Origin of the sequence: Mesorhizobium sp. M0184 (assembly GCF_040322215.1) — a bacterium.
Classification (GTDB): Bacteria; Pseudomonadota; Alphaproteobacteria; order Rhizobiales; family Rhizobiaceae; genus Mesorhizobium.
This window is the reverse complement of sequence record NZ_JAMYSZ010000025.1, coordinates 87,018-103,686: the sequence shown is the minus strand read 5'-3', so window position 1 is coordinate 103,686 and position 16,669 is coordinate 87,018. Positions and strand designations below refer to the sequence as shown.

Here is a 16,669-nt window from a genome sequence, read left to right as displayed (position 1 = left end):
TTTGTTTTTTATCGTGTGCCCGCCGCCCCCCCCCTCGTGGGGGGGGGGGGGGGGGGCGCCCCCCGCGCCCCGGGCTGGGGGCCGCCGCGCTACGAAGGCCCCCTCTCGGGCCGCTTCGCGGCCACCTCTCCCCCATGAATGGGGCGAGGAACCCCAGGTGTTGATAGAAGGCGCGAAGCCTCGCCGTATCTTCCCGTCATTATCAGTAGACTCGACCTCCCCAAAGGGCTTTCCTAGGCCTATCCCACGCCTCGGAGGACGGCCATGCGCAACACCCGCCGAACCCTAATCGCCGTAAGCCTTTCCCTCACCCTGACCTTCGTACCCTTCCTCGCCTATGCCGCCTCGCCGCAGCCGGCGAAGGGCGAGCACGGCATGGTGGTGACCGCCCAGCATCTTGCGTCTGAGGTCGGCGTCGAGGTGCTGAAGCAGGGCGGCAACGCGGTCGATGCCGCGGTCGCCGTCGGCTATGCGCTGGCCGTGGTCTATCCCACCGCCGGCAATATCGGCGGTGGCGGCTTCATGACCATCCGCTTCAAGGACGGCCGCTCGACCTTCCTCGATTTTCGCGAGCGCGCGCCGCTGGCCGCGACCAAAACCATGTATCTCGACAAGGACGGCAAGCCGGTAAAAGGCGCCAGTCTCGACGGCTATCTGGCGGTCGGCGTGCCGGGCTCGGTCGCTGGTTTCGAGATGGCGCGGGAGAAATACGGCACGCTGTCGCGGCAGGACTTGCTGGCGCCGGCCATCCGCTTTGCCAAAGAAGGCTTCGTTCTGGAGCAGGGCGATGCGGCCTCGCTCCTGGGCGGCGCGGAGCGGCTGGCGAGGGACCCAGCGGCGGCGGCCATTTTCCTCAAGCCGGACGGCAAGCCTTATGCTGTCGGCGAGCGCCTTGTTCAGCCCGATCTCGCGGCTTCGCTTGCCGCCATTTCCGAACGCGGGGCGGATGCCTTCTACAAAGGCGCGACCGCCGACGCCATCGTCAAGGCGAGTGGCGAAAAGGGCGGCATTCTGGCCAGGGCTGATTTCGAAAACTATGCGGTGCGCGAGCTCAAGCCGGCGACCTGCAATTATCGCGGCTACGAGATCATTTCCTCGCCGCCGCCGAGCTCCGGCGGCGTCATCATCTGCGAGATCCTCAACGTGCTTGAGTTCTATCCGTTGTCCTATCTCGGCGCCGGTTCGGCCGAGACGGTTCACGTCATGGTCGAGGCGATGCGCCACGCCTATGTCGACCGCAATTCGGCGCTCGGCGATCCCGGCTTCATCGACAATCCGGTCGCAAAACTGCTCGACAAGAACTACGCCAGGGAAATTCGCGAAAAGATCGATCCGTTCCGGGCCGGCGTCTCGCAGGAATTGATGCCGAAGGGCTTTGGCGAGAGCAACGAGACGACGCATTTTTCGATCATCGACAATGACGGCAATGCCGTCGCGGTAACCTACACGCTGAACGGCTCTTTCGGCGCCGGCGTTGTCGCCGCCGGCACCGGCATCCTGCTCAACAACGAGATGGACGATTTCACCCAGAAACCCGGCGTGCCCAATCTCTATGGCCTGGTCCAGGGCGAGGCGAATGCGATCGCGCCGAAAAAGACGCCGCTGTCGTCGATGAGCCCCACCATCCTCGCCAAAGACGGCAAGCCGTTCATGGTCATCGGCAGCCCCGGCGGTTCACGCATCATCACCATCACGCTGGAGGCGATCGTCAACGTCGTCGACCACGGCATGAACATCCAGGAGGCCATCGACGCACCGCGCATCCATCACCAATGGTTGCCCGACACGGTCTATATCGAACCTTTCGGCCTGTCGCCCGATACCGAAAAGCTGCTCACCGGCATGGGCTACCGTCTCGATCTTGCCGACACGACCTGGGGCCAGGCGGCCGGCATCCTGGTCGGCGGCAAGAGCCTGGCGGAAATCGAGAAGGGTGGCGGCGCCCGCTACAATGGCGCCATCGACAGCCGCGCCGCAGCCGGCAAGGCTATCGGGTATTAAACCCCAAAAAGTGGGAACCGGTTTTCGGATAAGATCATGGTAAACAAGAAGATTGCGCCTTGCTTCAGGTGACCAGCGCGATTGTCGACGCAATCAGCATCAGCGCCGCGATGCCGACGAACAGCGCGTAGATGCGCGGCCGGTCGAGCAGAAGCGCATTGCCGGATATCCATGCTGCAGTGGCGCCACCAAGCGCGAAAAAGAAGGTGCTGCGGCGCCCGAAGCTCAAGCCGGCAGCCATCAGGCCACCGATGATCAGGGCGCCGAACACGATGATCACGGCGACTGCGTATTTTTCGAAATCGTTGCTGCCGGCGCTCGGGCCGATTGCGTTCAACCTCGACAGATCGTCCGGATCGAACGGGCTGGTCGACCCATATTCGTCTTGACCGACAGGCTCATGCATTATTCGTTCTCCGCAAACCGACAGCAAATCATCAAGCCTCGCCGAGCGCAACCGCTCGCCGAATGTGATCGGCACGGTGTTCAACACTTTCTGGCGACGGCTTGCCAGAGATTTTTGAATTCGCGCTTGGATCGCCGCCCCGCTGCGCGGCCTGGTCAAGCGCTTTGCCCGAGCTGAATCTTCATGCCGCCCTGGCCAAAGACTGCGTTGCCTGAACGGAAGCCCCAAGCACCGCCTGTGCGGTGTCGGCCTGCCTTTCATCGACATGCGCCAGCACCAGGATCACACCTTGTGCGGCATCCGGCTTGCCTGGCTGCTTGCCGGTACCGGACGATGTCCCGAAAAGCCTGCCGGCAACGCCGCCCAGGACTGCACCGACGAGGGCCGAGGCCAGCCATCCCGCGCCGAGGGGATCGATGCCGGGGATATCGAACGCGCCGAGGCCGGCCAACAAACCGGCCGCCGCGCCAAGGGCGGCACCGGTGCCTGGACCGCGCAAGACGGCGCCGATTTCGTCATCATAGGGTCCGATGACACTGATTTCGTGGCGGGCGATCCCTGCCGCCTGAAGCGCTTCGACGGCACGCGCCGCCTGGTCATGGGAATCAAAAAGTCTGCTGATTGTTCGCATTGAAACTGCCTGTGAGGCCCCCCGGCCCTCGACGGTACGGCGGGTTCCTGCTGAGCGACGACGCCGAGGAACCGCCTAACGCATACGTCGCCCGCCGCGGAATTCCGAGCGGGGGGGGACGACTGCCCGAGCTTTCACGTCACTCGATGATCTTGACGATCTTGCGCGTGCCTGGGTCGACCACGACGGTGCGATTGTCGACGATGACATAGCGGTATTTGACGCTGGGGACTTCATGAAGTTCGACGGTATCGGGGAGCGTCGAGCCAATGTTGAGCTCCACCCCAGGGATTTTCACCGAGGCCAGCGGCTGCTTTTTCACATACTCCTTGATGACCGTTTCCTGCTGCGGTTCGATGACAACGTCTTGCGCCGCAGCGGCGCCGATGCCTGCCAGCAGCAAAAAACCCGCCACCGCGGTGGAAAGATGCATTCTCATGGTCGTCTCCTTTGCGAACTCGGTCCGCTCTTCGCGCCAAGGCTCATTCGAACGGAAGGCAGCTGAAAACGTTCCGTCGACGGGGCTTCGGTCCCGCCCGGGAGGGACCAACCGACGTGTTGCCGCAGGACCTAAGTCTGATCCTTGCGCGCAAAGGGTGGGTTTGCCGCGTGACCCGGAACCGCCGCGGCACCTAGCCGTTGCTGGCTGCACATTCCGGGAGGATTCCATGGAAAAGGTCGACGGTTGCTCGCACCGGTCCTGGCTGTTTCCATTCCGATCGAACCCGGCATCTGCGCAGCCCTGTCCCTTCCTGCGCCGATAAGGGTTCGCGCGTCACTTTGTGGCGGGCGAACCCTCAAATTGCTGCGTGCACCAAAGTTGACCCCCTGAAGCGAAGAGAAGGGGCGAGGAGAGCGGAAATGCCCGACGACAAGAGCAAGCGAGACTTCAGCGACCGCAATCGCGTTTCGGCGGATGAATATTATGAGGTCGAACATTTCGCGCGGGAAAATGGTGTTTCGCCCAGCCAGGTGAGCAAGCTGATCAAAAGGACCGGCGGCGACCGGATGATCCTCTCGCAGGCGGTGAAGGCATTGCGCGAGCGCAAGTGAGCTGGCGGCCAAGCCAACGGTGGAGAGGCACTGATCGCGATCGGCCGAGATCCGGCCAGCTATCGACAACATGCCCGGATGCCGCCGCTTCGGCCAAGCGCAATGCCCCGCTACTTCTTCGATTCCGATGAAGACGGAATCGTCTATTCCGACGATCAGGGAACGTTATATGACGATCTCCCGCTGGTCAGGAAAGAAGCCCTTCGCACACTGGCCGAGATGGCCAGGGATGGCCTTCCTCATCGCAGGATTGCAGTCAAGGTCCGGGACGACCGTGGCGGTCTGGTCCTTGAAGTGGCTTTGACCTTTGCCGTTGAAACGCGGCACTTCGACGAGCGGATTTTCCAGATCGACTTGCGCACGAACTGACGGCTCGATCATCATCGCGCCGACCATCATCAGATTTCTGGTGTAGCGGCATCTTCCCCTGGCGCTGAACATTAGAAGTCTCTAATTGTTATCTTAAGCAGCGGGAACCTCCCAGGATTCTGCTGCAGATCGGGTGCAACCCGATCGGCCCGCGCCCTCCGCCAGAGGCGCGGGCTTCGTTTGTTTAGCCGATGCGCAACGCCGTTCGGCAGCAGCATATTGGAGACCTGCGGGAGCAGTAGTAGCATCTGTCGCTACCGCGGCGCCCTGGCGCCCAGGCAACGGAGCCCGTCGTCCGACAGGGCGGCGGGCTTTTTTGACGCGGGTCGGTCATCACGCAATCGATGGAATTCTGGCCGGCGCCGATTCGTGTGGCATGGGGTAAGGTGCCCTGACGCAGCGCCGGCCAAGCGGAAATCAGGTCCGCCGCAGCCAGATTGTAGCCGCGCTGGCGCAGCAGGTAATTGCGTGATCGCGGAAGCTACACCATGCAGAGCCCTCCCCAGCAGTTCGGCCTGCCAGCGGCTGACCCGAGGCATTCATTCATTCTGACGATGCACCGGACGCCCCGACGGCGGAAATTGGACGCAGCGCTCGCTCTCGATTCAGCGGCCGGTGTTCGCTGCAGATTTCGGACGAAAGGCCATTCTATCCTTGTTGCGCCTGGATTCTTATCAGATCGTGGCAAGGATTGCCTTTCCGGCCGCGTTTGCCGGCGTTCTGCTGTTCGCCCTTCTGCCGGAGCAACTCCTGCAGGGCCTTGGCCTGGCTTTCACGTTTGATCACGACAAGCTCGATCACGCCGCCGCCTTCGTCGTCCTGGCGGCTCTCGGAAGTCTCGGCTGGCCGGAACGCAAGGCGAAGCTGATCGTACTCCTCGTTCTCACGGGTGCGGCGATCGAGGGGCTTCAAGCCGTGCAACCGATAGGGCGCGACCCGGATTTATTCGATTGGGTGGCCGACTGCGCGGGAATCGCGTGCGGACTGATGGTTGCAGGCTGGACAAAGCGGCTCGCCGGCGGATTGCCATAGCTCGAAAGCGCATAACGGAATCGGCGCGCCCGTGCCCCAATAAGGGGAAAATGGCCGGCGCCACTTGGGGGGCGCGTTGGGGTAAGTTGCCTGATGGGGCGCCGGCCAGGCGGAAAAATTACGTCCGCCGCAAAGTAACGTAGCAGGAATGGCAAAGCGCGGCAGTAGCGTGATCGCGGAAGGTCCGCGTTGGCGCCTCCGGTGCGGTGACCCGTTTTGGATCAACAAATCTGGCACCTGAATTGCACTGCAGGCAATGCCGGGAAATCCCGGCAATCGTCCCCGAATATGGGGCCTCGCCGCTTCGCAAATGGAGCGGCGGGCCTTTTTGCCGGACGTTGAAAAGTAGGCCGATCAGCGGCTTAGCCGATCACAGTGTGCTTAGCCCGATTTCCCCTACCAAGTGCTTATTCTCACAAGAGAAATTCTAAAGCGCCAAGCATCGGTGCTTGACACAGGTTTCGTCAGCTGGATAAGTGGATACACAGATACGCTCTGATCGGACCAGGGACATGGCAGCTGACGCAATCGAGCCGTTGGGCATCACGACCGCCGAGGAGGAAGCTTATCGCCACATTCAGCGGGCCCTGAGGATGGGGCGTTATCGGGCCGGGGACCGGCTGATCCCGGAAGAGATCGCGACGGAAATCGGCATGAGCCGCATGCCGGTTCGCGAGGCATTCCGCCAACTGGCCGCGGAAGGTCTTGTGGTCATTCGCCCGAACCGTGGCTGCATCGTCGCCGGGCTTACCCTCGATGAGATCTACGAAACCTTTGAAATACGCTCGGTGCTCGAAGGGCTGGCGGTGAGGCTTGCCATGCCGCACATCGATGCCGAAGTGCTTGAAGAACTGGAACGCCAGCTGGACCGCATGGAGCGCGCCAGCCAGACCGGCAGCAGCGACTGGGTCGTGCGCCATCAGGCCTTCCATTTGCAGATTTGCCAACTGAGCAACCGACCCAAACTGGTCCGGCAGATTGCCAGCCTGCACGTCGTGATCGAGCCCTACCTGCGCATCTGGTTCGACTATGTCGACAAACCCGCCAGCGCGCGTGCCGAGCACGAGATCCTGATCGACGTGCTGCGGTCAGGTGATGCCGGCAAGGCTGAGATCGTCATGCGGGATCATATCGTCGAGACAGCGCCGCTTCTGGCCAACTTCGCAAGTCCCGGCCGCCGCTAGGGAATACCGTCTAACTCGTTGAAGCCGGAAGATAATCCGGCACGACGAAAGGGAACTGCCATACCGGCAAAAAGAGGAGAATGATATGAAAATTAGCCGCATCGCAGCCATTGCGTCGGTCCTGTTCGGCCTAGTCCAGGCCGCCGTTGCACAAGAAACACCAAAGGCAATTACCATTGCCACCGAAGGAGCCTACGCGCCCTGGAATTTCACAACAGCCGACGGCAAGCTGGACGGCTTCGAAGTCGATCTCGCCAATGATCTGTGCGGGCGAATGAAGATCGAGTGCAAGATCGTCGCACAGGACTGGGACGGCATGATCCCCGCGCTGACCGTCGGCAAGTTCGACGTGATCATGGCGAGCATGTTCATCACTGAAAAACGTCTGAAGATCATTGACTTTACCCAGCCGTATGCCGTGGATCCCTCAGGTTTCGCGGTCGCCAAGGATAGCGAACTGGGCAAGCTCGGCATCTCCAACGAGCGGTTGAAGCTGGACAATGAAGCCTCTGCGCAGGCGGCAATCGACAAGCTCAAGCCATTGCTGAAGGGAAAGATCATTGGAGTTCAGGCTGCAACGGCGAACCTGGAATTTGTGAAAAAATACTTCTCGGACGTCGCCGAGATTCGCGAATACAAGACCACCGAGCAACACGATCTCGATCTCGCCGCGGGTCGCATCGACGTGCTCTTCGCACAGCAGACGGCGCTGGCCGCCACGCTGAGCAAGCCGGAGTTCAGCGACTATACGCTTGCAGGACCAGGATTTGTCGGGGGTCTCTTCGGCCTTGGCTCCGGGGCCGGCATCCGCAAAGAGGACACCAAGCTGAAAGACATGCTCAACGGCGCCATCGACGCCGCGACCGCCGACGGCACGATCAAAACCCTGTCGCTTAAATGGCTCAAGAGCGACGTCACTCCAGTCAAGTAAGCGCTTGCCGGCGAACGGCCATTCCTGACCACGTTCCGGAGCTGAGCCGTTCGTCCTGCCGGGGGTATCAATGCCGGGGGTATCAATGGTTGACGCATTCCGGCTGCTTGGTTTCCAGCACGGAGGTTGGGGGGCTGCTCTTCTCATGGCGGCCTCGGTCACAGTGCTCCTGTCTGTGCTGGGCTTTGCGCTTGGCGCTGTGTTTGGCGGGCTGGCAGCGGCCGGGCGTCTCCGCGACTCCAAGGTATTGAGGTTCTTGGCCCTTGGCTATTGCACGGTTTTCAGGGGCGTGCCCGACCTTCTGACCATTTATCTGCTTTACTATGGAGGTAGCGTCGCCCTGACCTCGCTTGGTCATAGCCTGGGCGGGTCCGGATTCGTCGGCGTTCCGGCCTTTGCCACTGGAACCTTGGCTATCGCGATTATCTCGGGCGCCTATCAAGCCGAGGTCTATCGAGGGGCTTACCTCGCCATCGACCAGGGACAGCACGATGCCGCTTGCGCGCTTGGTCTCGACCGGCTGCAGCGGCTGCGACAGGTTATTTTTCCCCAGCTCCTGAGATACGCGCTGCCAGGTCTCGGCAATGTGTGGCAGTTGGTTCTGAAGGACTCGTCGCTGATATCGGTAATCGGCCTCGTTGAACTGATGCGCCAGGCGCAGATCGCTGCAGGTTCGACCCGTGAACCGTTCATCTTCTACATTGCTGCAGCCTTGCTCTATCTGGCTATCGCTTCCGTCACGGGCCACGCCTTTTACCGTCTGGAACGGAAGGCGCCGTGGCGCGTCCGGTCGGCATGATAGATTTCAGTTTTTTCCTCGAAATCCTGCCGAAGCTACTCGCCGGCCTGCCGCTCACGATGGAACTGGCCCTGACTTCCATCGTTGCCGGCTTCGTTCTTGCCGTCACATTGGCGCTTGCCCAGCAATCGGAATCGCCCTTCGTCGTCTTGCCGATCCGTGGCTTCGTTGCCGTGTTCAGGGGCACGCCTCTGCTGGTGCAGATTTTTCTGACCTATTATGGCCTTGGTCAGTTCCGGCACCAACTGTCGGCAATTGGATTATGGGCCGTTTTCCGCGAACCCTACTGGTGCGCAATCATCGCGCTGACACTCAACACCACCGCCTATGGCAGCGAAATCCTCCGCGGCGCGATTCAATCGGTGCCACGCGGCCTTGTCGAGGCGGCCCGGTCTGTCGGCCTGTCCACCTATTTGACCTATCGGCACGTTATCCTGCCGCTGGCCTTTCGCCAGGCGCTGCCGAGTTACGGCAATGAAATCATCCTAATGATCAAGGGCACGTCTCTGGCTTCCATCGTGACCTTGATGGAGGTGACTGGAATTGCCCAGGGATTGATCGCCCAGACCTACCGCGCCTTTGAAGTCTTCATCTGCGCGGGCGCCATTTATCTCACTTTGAACTTCGCGATCATCCGTGCCTTGGCGGCACTCGAATACTGGATGTCGCGGCATCTGCGGCACCGCCCCTCGACGATGAGCGACGCCGCCTCTTGAGCACGATCAGAAGGGCATAGCATGCGAAATTTTGAGAAACCAACGCGCTCGGTCGTCGTTTCACGCGAGGCCATGGCCGCCACCTCTCATCCGTCGGCGACCCTGACGGCGGTGGAGATCATGGCGGCCGGCGGCAACGCCATGGATGCCGCCATCGCAGCCTGCGCGGTGCAATGTGTCGTCGAGCCAGCCTCGACCGGCATTGGAGGCGACTGCTTCGCTCTTCTGTCGCGAAACGGATCCGGCGAGGTCATCGCCTACAACGGATCGGGCAGGACACCCGCCGCCCTCACGATTGACTGGTTCCTCGAACGTGGCATGGCGGAGGTGGCCCGCAATTCTCCTGGCTCCGTCACCATCCCGGGAGCCATCGATGCCTGGACCAGATTGCACGCTGATCATGGACATATGCCCTTCGATCAAATCCTGGCCCCCGCTATACGTTTCGCCGAGGAAGGCTACGCCATTTCACCGCGGGTCCATCGTGACTGGGCGTTGGAAGAAGAACTTCTGGCCTCCGATGTAGCCGCGAAACGGATTTTCCTGCCAAACGGCCGCGCGCCAGGCGTTGGCGAAGTGCATCGCCAGCCTGAGTTGGCTGCAACGCTGCGGCTGATCGCCAAGAAGGGACGAGAGGCCTTCTACACTGGCCCTGTGGCCGACGACATGGTCGCCTATCTTCGTGGGCTCGGCGGATTGCACGCACTCGAAGATTTCGCCTCGGCAACAGGCGAATACGTGACCCCGATCAGCACGGCGTTCCGAGGCTGCGATGTGTTCGAATGTCCGCCGAATGGCCAGGGTGTGATCGCGCTGCTCATTCTAAACATCCTCTCGCGCTTCGAAGCGCACGGCGACCCGCAATCCGCGGACCGGCTTCACCTGGAAATCGAAGCAACACGCCTCGCTTACGCCGCGCGTGACCTGCTCGTCGCCGATCCTGATGCGTCCGAGGTCCCGGTGGCCGACATGTTGTCGAATGCCTGGGCCGATCGTCTGGCCGGCATGATTGACCTAAAGCGCGCCCGCGCGGACCTGCCGGCGTTCGATATGCCGCTGCACAGCGACACGGCCTATATTTCCGTTGTCGACAAGGATCGCAATGCGGTCAGTTTCATCAACTCGGTCTTCGACAGCTTTGGCTCGGGCCTGGTCTCGCCACGCTCCGGTGTCGTCTTGCACAATCGCGGGCAAAGCTTTTCGCTTGACCCCAAGCACCCCAATGCAGTGGCGCCGAACAAGCGACCTTTGCATACCATCATACCCGGGATGCTTGCGAGAGACGGCCGGGCAGAAATGCCTTTCGGCGTTATGGGTGGCTACTACCAGGCAATGGGCCACGCGCACCTGCTGACGAAGGTGCTCGACTTCGGGATGGATCTGCAGGAGGCGATTGATCTGCCGCGGGTCGCCCCCGTCAGCGGCACCATGAACGTCCAGGCCGAACACGGGCTCGCTGGCGAAACCGTAGCTGAACTTAGCCGACGCGGTTTCGAAATCATTCCCGCCACGGACCCGATCGGCGGTGCGCAGGCCATTCGCATCGATTGGGCAAACGGGACCCTGCTGGGCGGTTCTGAACCGCGCAAGGACGGCTGCGCCCTCGGTCTGTAGAGCGGGTACGACGCAGCGATGCTCGACGCCAACATTGCTGCCAGTGGTCGTACTGGGGATTGCGGATGTTGGTTGTGCCTGCGTTGGCATCGCGCCTGACGCGCTCTAATGGCGTCGGCATTCCCAGCGCAAATTGGCAAGCTCACGCCGATAGACGGCTCAAGGTTGCCCAGAATGTCGCGCAACGCACGGGTCCACTGGCGAATGGCCTCTTGCGACGTGGTGATGTTGTAAAGGTTGCACATGACTTAGAGTGTGCAACATTCCCCGCCATCGCGCTAGGCACGACACAGCGAGGAACTCTGGGGATCGACACGTCAAGGCGCTGTCCTGGCCCGCGCACGTAGAACTTCCGCATGAAGCTTATTTGCTTCCAGCCAAGATCACGGAAAGAATGGATCTAAGTATTCTAGCGATACCACATCTGTACGCTCCAAATGCTTCTGCTAACAGCACTCGAATCAAAAAAGCAACACCGGAATGGCGACACTTACAACCATAGCGCAGGCATTTACGTGGTCGAAGAAATCTCCGCGCCTGACTGGCGGCGTAACAGCATTCATTTACGTAACGTCTATATCGTGTCTATTCTCGGGAAATTGGTTGTATCCGGAATTGATATTACTGCAGACGCTTGCGGCTTACTTCATAAGCAAAATGTTTACAGCGCGACAATTGCCCCTCGATCGGCAGCGTCTATTACGTTTTCTCAGCCGACCCACGCACTGGTTCTGGGCGCAAACAATCGTGCTAGCTACCGCGATTCCCTGCGCATACATTCTAGGGCCTCAGGGAGACAGTTACTTGTCGCTGTTGGCCATCGGCACACTGTTGATGTATTCGGCAGCAAAAGCTGGCTGCGCGAATGCTGCGTGTTGTCCAGCTCGGTTTGGTCCGCTCGCGGTGTCTTCTCCTCTACTACCGCGGATCGAAGCTACAATCGCAATCGTCGCCGCCATTTTAACGTCTCTGGCGTTTACACACCGAGTAAACGGGCATACGATATTTCTGTCAGGCGGGTTAACTCTTCTAATCATGCGAATGGTATCATTGGGCCTCCAACGTCGGCGTGCACGGCAAGTGGTGGCGCAGATGTTCACAACTTGCTTGCTCATGTCGATTATATTGCTAATTACTTCGAGGTGAAATATATCCATGTTGTGTAGCCGTTCCAATGACTAAAACAACGATCGTTTACGATTTGACGCCATATGCCGCTAGAAACTCGGCTTTCTTTAAAGAAATTAAGGACGCTCTGGCGAATGGCAAATTATCAATTGGTCGAATGTTTAAGCTTCTCCCTCTAAATGTTATTCGTCCGTACAATGGCCAGGAACTACTTGTGCGACGAGGCGATGGTTTTTTCAGGCGCGACGGCGATGTTTTTGTCAATTCATCCCCTGAACGACAAGTCGTCACTTTTCTTGACGACCAGTTGGGCGAAATCACCGTTGAATTCCCCCCAGAAATGAAAATTAGAGCCACAGACGGTGAGTTCATCTCCGTGGGGTCGGTTGATTCGGCAATCGTCGTTCGTTTTGCGGATCTGCCGCCCGAGCTCCCAATCACGCCCCCATTGCGGTTTGGCAACTTTGTCATCGCGCCCTTCAGGATGGTGACCACGTTCGCCGATGCGGCTGGCAATGAAATAGTCGTGGACGGGACGGTTGAAGGAAGCCCTGCATCGTCGGCGGCTGTTTCTGATTTGTTGATGGCGCTTAGGGCAGGATCCGAGGCAGGTTGTGAGTCTCCGACCCCTCCGCCGCCGCCTCAGGAGGATTGGAGGTTTGCAATATATCGAAATGCGAATAATGGCCTCTGTAGAGTAATAACCCCAGGCTTTGCGTGGGGGAATGTTCGATTAGGAATATATCAAACTAATGCGGAAGCCGAGGCCGCCATGAATAGATTCTTGAGCGACGGAGATGAGTCCGGAAGTGTTCGTCCGACTTGTGAGGGGCGCGGTTAGGCAACCTCGCCAATAGGATTACTTCACATGAAGCTTGTCCAGCAAAGCGAAGGTTCTGCCCAGGTAATCGGCTCGATAGGCGACGATGTTGTGAACGCCTTGCCGGGCTTGGTAGTCGAAGAGCAGCCCATCTTCGAAGGCATGTCGTGCCGCGTAGTACTTAGTTTACTTTACCATTATGACATCGGCGGATGGCCGCTGACTACGCCGCCGAGTTGGGATCCAAACCGCATTGTGGCAAGTATTGATTTTTACTCTCACTATGGCACAGAACAAAGCGAGAACCAGTCACGAAAGATTCGTAATAAAAACATTGGGTCACAGCCGCCGATCAACACAGAACTGCCTGTATTTACTTTTCTGGCGGTTAATCCTCTAAAAGTGCGCCTGAATTTTCTTACAGTTAATTTTGTCGCTGTGAGCTTTGTCCTTCCAAGAATAGGCGGGGCTCCGCTGGTCTTATATATTGCTGGAAATGTCAAGATATTTGTTGACGAAAATCTAGTGCTCGACAAAAACTATGCTAGCCCAGGCGGGGAGGTCCATTTTGAAGACAAATGGCCTGTCATACGTCGAGAATAACAACAGTGAGCTCGTCGGTTTGAGTAACACGAATACCCCGTTAAAGGGGCCGTTAAAGGGGGGGTGACGGGTATTGCAAGGGAAGCGATAAGGACGATGGCATCGTCAGCGATGCAATCGAGACAGTCTCCCGCATGTCTGCTCCAGCCTTCAAACGTGGTGTCACCGCAAGCGTTAAGGTGAAGATCGGAAGGAGCTTGTCGGTCAATTTGGCTTGTGTGTTTCTGCGACCGCGCTGGGTACTGCGCAGGCCACTAGCTTCAACGTAATTGACGGCGTTTCGGCCGTCACTTGAGCAGTCGGATTCAGCGCTTTTGCGAGAAAACACCGACCAGCTTCACGTGGTCTCATGGTTTGTATGGGACCGCATGCGTTGCCAACCTTCTAAGGTTCTCGCAAGGTTGTGGGTGTCATTGATCAAATCAAATCTATCATGGGCACAGGGTGAGGGCTGGATGGCAAACTCCATCACGACCGAGGGCCGCTTTTTTCACTTGTCAGATTAGCGGGTAGGTCAAGCGCCACGAACAGATCGGCGCAGTCGCCATTTCCGCTAGAAGCAAGGTAGGCGGTCAGCTGCCGTGTGTCCGGGCCGCACGAAAAATGCTTGAACATTGGACCTGTCCTGGTCTGTTTGCACTTTCTGTCCATTAGCAACCTTGCCACTTTCCTTTCAATTTGCTTGGCTGCAAACTGATAGACTGGGGGAGCGAAATGGCCGAAAATGGTGGTCGTCACCTACTCGATACTGTTGTGGGAGTCGTGTCCCTCGCCGGGTTGCTTGCTGGTGGGATTTGGTACGCTACTGGCCTACAAAACCAGTTGGACGCCGCACAGCGCGAGATTACCGACCTTCGCACTAAGCTCGATACCGTGAGTGCCGCTAACTCTAGTGCTAAAGGTATCAAGGGAGATAAGGGCGATCCTGGCGACCAAGGCCCTATAGGTCTGCGCGGCCCGAAGGGTGATGTAGGACCGCAGGGTGATGCCGGACCAATGGGACCGCCCGGCAAAGACGGTGCGGGCGGCGGTATCGACGAGGGCGAACTGGAAAGTCTGGTCGATGCCGCCGTAACTGAGCGGATGGCTTCTTTGCCGAAGAGCGGCGAAGGGGTGGTTACGCAGCAGCCCGGCGTGTTTGATTTTTCTAAGTGCATTTCTGTCGCTGCCCTTACCGTGAAAGAGACTGCAACAATCGGGCCGAACTTGGAAATCTGCTCTTCAAACGGCGAATTGTTGGCAAGAATTACAGGTGTCGATAAGATGTCTAGCAGGTTATATTTTGAAATACCTGGACGCGGTTCGAATGGATGCGACACTAGATACAAATGTAATTTTAAAATCGCATCAATCCCCCCCCTTTACGGTGGAGCGTTTTTCAACTGACGGAGACAATGAAATCGCGATGATACGCTTTCAGAGAAACTAATTATCGAAGCTTTTCGTTGATTTGCGTAAGTATCTGGGGAGAGGGCGGCCGAAGCGGTTCATAACGGATAGAAATGCGATTTCGCAATCTGCGCCCCCATGGTCTTCAGCGTGACCTCGCCGTAAGTGTCGGCAACCGTCCCAGCGGCCTGACCCTGGATTGCATCTAGAATGCGCGGAGGGATGCCGGCCCCCATGTCAATTGTTTTGAAGCGGTGACGGCCACGTTAGGTAACGGGGTCGAGCCCACCAAAGACCGGACGGCCGCTCCCTCCACGGCTATCATAGGGCTCCGCTGTTTCTTCCGCCACAGGAGGACTGCCGTCCTTGCCCGTTAGGGACAAACTGTTACCTATCTCCGGGCCGTACAGGGAAAAATGGTGCCCAGAGGCGGTTCGAACCACCGACACGCGGATTTTCAGTCCGCTCTCGGTGATTGATATTGTTCAGATTTTAGGCCGAATGTCGCGTTTGTGTCGCGTCAGGCCCGCTCGGCCTGAACTCGTTGCCCTGTTCAGCGCCCAAACACGCGTGCCGTGGTGCCGACAGTCATTCAGATGGATGATGGTATGGTTCGGCACTCCTAGTAAGCTCCGATCCACAGGCAATTTAGAGACTTTCTGAGGTCCATGTTCCTATGGGCGCAAGCGGCGCGACGACGGAGGTGTTGGCGCAGGCGGCGGGGTCGGCGTCGTCGAGGCTCGCACGCCTGGAAGCCACGACGACCGACGTCGACCGACGGGCAACCGTGGGGCGCTCGATCGATCAGGAGATGGCACGGGCGACGAGCCAGTTCGACAGCGACAGGCGTGTCAACCAGCCGCAAGCGCAGGCGATCGAGAAGCAATTGCAAGTTCTCAAGTCAACCGGCAACGCTGTCGCGGCTCAACAGGCGGGACTGCACGCCATGGAAAGGCAGTTTCCGCCGCATCGCATCTCCTCCAAAGCTTTTGCGGCGTCAGCAGGATGCCAGCGAGCGGGGTCAACTCGGCCAGGCGGATGCCAGAGTGTTTACGCTCGCCACACCGCCGGAGCGGGCGAGCTCGCTTCATCCGATCTTTCTGTTTCCTGTTCGGGAGGTCCCTACATGATTATCGAGTTGTTCGGTCCGCCTGGTGCAGGCAAGACGACCCTTCTCCGCGCCCTTTGCCGTGAGCTGGCGAAACGCGACATCCGTGTGAAGACAGTCAATGGCTATCGCCGGATTGATTTTGTGTCTTTCGGCAGCGAAGTCGATTCGGTCGAGGATGAAGGCCCGGAGACACGCCATGGCATCCAGCGTCTGGTGCACAAGCTCGCCACCGCGAGTCCGGTCTTGTTCTCGACCCCGCCGAGCGAGGGGGCCGCTGCGCGGCTTTTGGCATCGATCCCTCCAAAAAGTCGAATATGGGCGTTGCGTCTGAAGATCGATGTCGTTTTGCTCTTCGAAGCCTGGAATACGGCGCAGGCCTCAGAAGGGTACTTCATTTTCGAAGAGGGCATCGTTCAGGCGTTGTGTGCGCTCGTCCTGTTGGCACGAAATCCAAGTATCGACATGGTTCGTGATTGCATGACGTTCCTGCCGCGACCGGATCTCCTCATTCAAGTCGACGCGCCCGGGGAAACGCTGCGCCACCGCCTCATTGAGCGGTATGCGCGGCAGCCGTACCTCGAGCGCCTTCTCGAAGTCGGAGTGGTCAGGGGCCTGAAGCAAGCGGATATCGCGAGGGAGATCGGCCAATGCCTGCAAGACAAATGGCCGCTGATGCGTGTCGACGGCCTCGACCCACGCAATTTCGAACAGGTCGTCGCGCGCATCGTGGGGCACGGATTGCCCGCGACGGCATGCGTCGGGCCAGACTAGAGGCGCGAGTTGCATGGTGCTCACGGTGAGATCGTTCGTTGGCATTCGCAGATTTCTACGGGCGCAGCGGCGACCGTTAGGCAACGTCCATGAGAACCGTGCACCCGCTCG

Annotated in this window: 17 protein-coding genes and 1 pseudogene; 14 read left to right on the top strand and 4 right to left on the bottom strand. The window is 59.1% G+C overall.

Annotated features, from left to right (window positions below; genetic code table 11):
* The first annotated feature begins 264 nt into the window (after nt 1–264).
* Nucleotides 265–2,001: a gamma-glutamyltransferase gene (gene ggt, locus NKJ23_RS25570; RefSeq protein ID WP_352683196.1), complete on the top strand. Its 1,737-nt coding sequence runs from the start codon at nt 265–267 to the stop codon at nt 1,999–2,001.
* A gap of 64 nt (nt 2,002–2,065) precedes the next feature.
* On the opposite strand, the gene NKJ23_RS25565 is transcribed toward ggt (NKJ23_RS25570), so the two are convergent.
* The 3 genes from NKJ23_RS25565 to NKJ23_RS25555 form a co-directional block, all read right to left on the bottom strand.
* Nucleotides 2,066–2,407 (bottom strand): hypothetical protein, encoded by a 342-nt coding sequence (locus NKJ23_RS25565; protein WP_292663955.1) that lies wholly within the window; start codon nt 2,405–2,407, stop codon nt 2,066–2,068.
* 181 nt (nt 2,408–2,588) lie between these two features.
* Nucleotides 2,589–3,038, bottom strand: a complete 450-nt coding sequence (locus NKJ23_RS25560; RefSeq protein WP_352457746.1) for a hypothetical protein — start codon at nt 3,036–3,038, stop codon at nt 2,589–2,591.
* Nucleotides 3,039–3,177: 139 nt separating this feature from the next.
* Nucleotides 3,178–3,477, bottom strand: coding sequence for a DUF1236 domain-containing protein (locus NKJ23_RS25555; protein ID WP_352457747.1), 300 nt, complete (start codon nt 3,475–3,477; stop codon nt 3,178–3,180).
* 422 nt (nt 3,478–3,899) lie between these two features.
* On the opposite strand from NKJ23_RS25555, the gene NKJ23_RS25550 reads away from it, so the two are divergent.
* The 8 genes from NKJ23_RS25550 (at nt 3,900) to ggt (NKJ23_RS25515) (ending at nt 10,736) form a co-directional block, all read left to right on the top strand.
* Nucleotides 3,900–4,091: a DUF3606 domain-containing protein gene (locus NKJ23_RS25550; RefSeq protein WP_352624329.1), complete on the top strand. Its 192-nt coding sequence runs from the start codon at nt 3,900–3,902 to the stop codon at nt 4,089–4,091.
* A gap of 102 nt (nt 4,092–4,193) precedes the next feature.
* The gene (locus NKJ23_RS25545) at nt 4,194–4,460 is read left to right on the top strand and encodes a DUF6894 family protein (protein ID WP_352448669.1); all 267 of its coding nucleotides are present in this window, start codon (nt 4,194–4,196) and stop codon (nt 4,458–4,460) included.
* A gap of 654 nt (nt 4,461–5,114) precedes the next feature.
* Entirely contained in the window at nt 5,115–5,492 is a 378-nt protein-coding gene (locus NKJ23_RS25540; protein WP_352683193.1) for a VanZ family protein, read from the top strand.
* A 536-nt stretch (nt 5,493–6,028) separates the two neighbouring features.
* The gene (locus NKJ23_RS25535) at nt 6,029–6,676 is read left to right on the top strand and encodes a GntR family transcriptional regulator (protein WP_352683191.1); all 648 of its coding nucleotides are present in this window, start codon (nt 6,029–6,031) and stop codon (nt 6,674–6,676) included.
* An 85-nt stretch (nt 6,677–6,761) separates the two neighbouring features.
* A complete protein-coding gene (locus tag NKJ23_RS25530) occupies nt 6,762–7,607 on the top strand; it encodes a transporter substrate-binding domain-containing protein (protein WP_352683189.1) in 846 nt (281 codons plus the stop codon).
* Between the two features lie 85 nt (nt 7,608–7,692).
* Nucleotides 7,693–8,406 (top strand): ABC transporter permease, encoded by a 714-nt coding sequence (locus tag NKJ23_RS25525; protein ID WP_352683187.1) that lies wholly within the window; start codon nt 7,693–7,695, stop codon nt 8,404–8,406.
* On the top strand, nt 8,403–9,122 hold the full coding sequence (locus tag NKJ23_RS25520; protein ID WP_023677396.1) for an ABC transporter permease: 720 nt from the start codon (nt 8,403–8,405) through the stop codon (nt 9,120–9,122). The genes NKJ23_RS25525 and NKJ23_RS25520 overlap by 4 nt, the downstream gene beginning before the upstream one ends.
* Before the next feature lie 21 nt (nt 9,123–9,143).
* Entirely contained in the window at nt 9,144–10,736 is a 1,593-nt protein-coding gene (gene ggt / locus NKJ23_RS25515; RefSeq protein WP_352683185.1) for a gamma-glutamyltransferase, read from the top strand.
* 152 nt (nt 10,737–10,888) lie between these two features.
* Here ggt (NKJ23_RS25515) and NKJ23_RS34725 read toward each other — a convergent pair.
* Nucleotides 10,889–10,981, bottom strand: a pseudogene (locus NKJ23_RS34725) (SOS response-associated peptidase); the annotation flags it as partial.
* Between the two features lie 192 nt (nt 10,982–11,173).
* Here NKJ23_RS34725 and NKJ23_RS25510 point away from each other — a divergent pair.
* From NKJ23_RS25510 to NKJ23_RS25490, 5 genes are all read left to right on the top strand, one after another.
* Nucleotides 11,174–11,902 (top strand): hypothetical protein, encoded by a 729-nt coding sequence (locus NKJ23_RS25510; protein WP_352683183.1) that lies wholly within the window; start codon nt 11,174–11,176, stop codon nt 11,900–11,902.
* An 8-nt stretch (nt 11,903–11,910) separates the two neighbouring features.
* Nucleotides 11,911–12,705: a hypothetical protein gene (locus NKJ23_RS25505; RefSeq protein WP_352683181.1), complete on the top strand. Its 795-nt coding sequence runs from the start codon at nt 11,911–11,913 to the stop codon at nt 12,703–12,705.
* A gap of 27 nt (nt 12,706–12,732) precedes the next feature.
* Nucleotides 12,733–13,287, top strand: a complete 555-nt coding sequence (locus NKJ23_RS25500) for a hypothetical protein (RefSeq protein WP_352683179.1) — start codon at nt 12,733–12,735, stop codon at nt 13,285–13,287.
* 714 nt (nt 13,288–14,001) lie between these two features.
* Nucleotides 14,002–14,673, top strand: coding sequence for a hypothetical protein (locus NKJ23_RS25495; protein WP_352683177.1), 672 nt, complete (start codon nt 14,002–14,004; stop codon nt 14,671–14,673).
* A gap of 679 nt (nt 14,674–15,352) precedes the next feature.
* Nucleotides 15,353–16,558 (top strand): AAA family ATPase, encoded by a 1,206-nt coding sequence (locus tag NKJ23_RS25490; protein ID WP_352683174.1) that lies wholly within the window; start codon nt 15,353–15,355, stop codon nt 16,556–16,558.
* Nucleotides 16,559–16,669 lie beyond the last annotated feature (111 nt).

What these genes read in the sequence shown, in the direction of transcription:
- NKJ23_RS25510 (WP_352683183.1), top strand. Translation starts at nt 11,174, where the DNA reads ATGCTTCTGCTAACAGCACTCGAATCAAAAAAGCAACACCGGAATGGC.
- NKJ23_RS25560 (WP_352457746.1), bottom strand. Translation starts at nt 3,038, where the DNA reads ATGCGAACAATCAGCAGACTTTTTGATTCCCATGACCAGGCGGCGCGT.
- NKJ23_RS25505 (WP_352683181.1), top strand. Translation starts at nt 11,911, where the DNA reads ATGACTAAAACAACGATCGTTTACGATTTGACGCCATATGCCGCTAGA.
- ggt (WP_352683196.1), top strand. Translation starts at nt 265, where the DNA reads ATGCGCAACACCCGCCGAACCCTAATCGCCGTAAGCCTTTCCCTCACC.
- NKJ23_RS25550 (WP_352624329.1), top strand. Translation starts at nt 3,900, where the DNA reads ATGCCCGACGACAAGAGCAAGCGAGACTTCAGCGACCGCAATCGCGTT.
- NKJ23_RS25520 (WP_023677396.1), top strand. Translation starts at nt 8,403, where the DNA reads ATGATAGATTTCAGTTTTTTCCTCGAAATCCTGCCGAAGCTACTCGCC.
- NKJ23_RS25500 (WP_352683179.1), top strand. Translation starts at nt 12,733, where the DNA reads ATGAAGCTTGTCCAGCAAAGCGAAGGTTCTGCCCAGGTAATCGGCTCG.
- NKJ23_RS25555 (WP_352457747.1), bottom strand. Translation starts at nt 3,477, where the DNA reads ATGAGAATGCATCTTTCCACCGCGGTGGCGGGTTTTTTGCTGCTGGCA.
- NKJ23_RS25525 (WP_352683187.1), top strand. Translation starts at nt 7,693, where the DNA reads ATGGTTGACGCATTCCGGCTGCTTGGTTTCCAGCACGGAGGTTGGGGG.
- NKJ23_RS25530 (WP_352683189.1), top strand. Translation starts at nt 6,762, where the DNA reads ATGAAAATTAGCCGCATCGCAGCCATTGCGTCGGTCCTGTTCGGCCTA.
- ggt (WP_352683185.1), top strand. Translation starts at nt 9,144, where the DNA reads ATGCGAAATTTTGAGAAACCAACGCGCTCGGTCGTCGTTTCACGCGAG.
- NKJ23_RS25565 (WP_292663955.1), bottom strand. Translation starts at nt 2,407, where the DNA reads ATGCATGAGCCTGTCGGTCAAGACGAATATGGGTCGACCAGCCCGTTC.
- NKJ23_RS25490 (WP_352683174.1), top strand. Translation starts at nt 15,353, where the DNA reads ATGGGCGCAAGCGGCGCGACGACGGAGGTGTTGGCGCAGGCGGCGGGG.
- NKJ23_RS25495 (WP_352683177.1), top strand. Translation starts at nt 14,002, where the DNA reads ATGGCCGAAAATGGTGGTCGTCACCTACTCGATACTGTTGTGGGAGTC.
- NKJ23_RS25545 (WP_352448669.1), top strand. Translation starts at nt 4,194, where the DNA reads ATGCCCCGCTACTTCTTCGATTCCGATGAAGACGGAATCGTCTATTCC.